The organism is Vibrio sp. 10N.261.52.C11, assembly GCF_041471405.1.
In the GTDB taxonomy this organism is placed as follows: Bacteria; Pseudomonadota; Gammaproteobacteria; order Enterobacterales; family Vibrionaceae; genus Vibrio; species Vibrio crassostreae_C.
Genome location: NZ_JBFROI010000043.1, coordinates 40,113 through 41,583 on the forward strand (window position 1 = coordinate 40,113; position 1,471 = coordinate 41,583).

1 protein-coding gene is annotated in these 1,471 nt (G+C 49.3%); it reads right to left on the bottom strand.

From position 1 onward, the window contains the following. The coding region (gene tkt / locus AB4323_RS16955) for a transketolase (RefSeq protein WP_372152957.1) at window positions 1–1,471 on the bottom strand (1,471 nt) is incomplete at both ends.

The window sequence follows — 1,471 nt, forward strand, 5'->3', positions numbered from 1 at the left end:
TTGAATAGCTCGCCTGCTGGTGCAGATTCGCCGAACGTTGTCATACCGATGATCTTGCCACCGAAACCAACGTACTTGTACCAGAAGTCAGCGATGCCAGCTTCTACAGCGATACGTGCCGTTACGTCAGATGGAAGTACAGACTCACGGTACTGCGCGTCTTGTTTGTCGAACGCATCAGTAGCAGGCATAGAAACTACGCGTACTTTCTTACCTTCAGCCGTTAGCTCAGCAGCAGCGTTAACCGCTAGCTCAACTTCAGAACCCGTTGCGATAAGGATAAGCTCTGGCTTGCCTTTACAATCTTTCAGGATGTAACCACCCTTAGCGATGTTTGCTACTTGCTCAGCGTCACGATCTTGTTGTGCAAGGTTTTGACGAGAGAAGATAAGTGCAGAAGGACCATCTTTACGCTCGATTGCTAGTTTCCAAGCAACAGCAGACTCAACTTGGTCACATGGACGCCATGTGCTCATGTTTGGAGTTAGACGTAGAGAAGCGATCTGCTCAACTGGTTGGTGAGTTGGACCATCTTCGCCAAGACCGATAGAGTCATGCGTGTAAACTTGGATGTTCTGAGTTTTCATCAGAGCAGCCATACGCATAGCGTTACGAGCGTATTCCATGAACATTAGGAACGTTGCGCCGTATGGTACGAAACCACCGTGCAGAGCGATACCGTTCATGATAGCCGTCATACCGAATTCACGTACACCGTAGTGGATGTAGTTACCAGAGAAGTCGTTTGCTTCAAGAGACTTAGAACCAGACCACATAGTCAGGTTAGAAGGCGCAAGGTCAGCCGAGCCGCCCATGAATTCAGGTAGCATAGCACCGAACGCTTCTAAAGCATTTTGAGATGCTTTACGTGATGCGATGTTTGCTGGGTTAGCTTGAAGATCAGCGATGATTGCCGATGCTTTCTCTTCCCACTCAGCTGGTAGGTCACCGTTTACGCGGCGTTTGAATTCAGCTGCCAGCTCAGGGTATGCTGCTTCATAAGCTGCAAGTTTCTCGTTCCACGCTGCTTCCTTAGCTGCGCCTGCTTCTTTCGCATCCCACTCTGAGTAAACTTCCGACGGAATTTCAAAAGGACCGTGCTCCCAACCTAATTCTTTACGTGTTGCTGCAATTTCTTCAGCGCCTAGTGGAGCACCGTGACAGTCGTGCGTACCTGCTTTGTTTGGAGAACCAAAGCCAATCACTGTTTTAGTACAGATTAGAGTAGGGCGAGGGTCTGCTTTAGCCGCTTCAATCGCTGCGTTGATAGCGTCAGAATCGTGACCATCTACCGCTGGGATTACGTGCCAGCCGTAAGCTTCGAAACGCTTAGGTGTATCGTCAGAGAACCAACCTTCAACTTCGCCATCGATAGAGATACCGTTGTCATCCCAGAAAGCAACCAGCTTACCAAGACCAAGCGTACCTGCTAGAGAACATGCTTCGTGAGAAATACCTTCCATCAGACAGC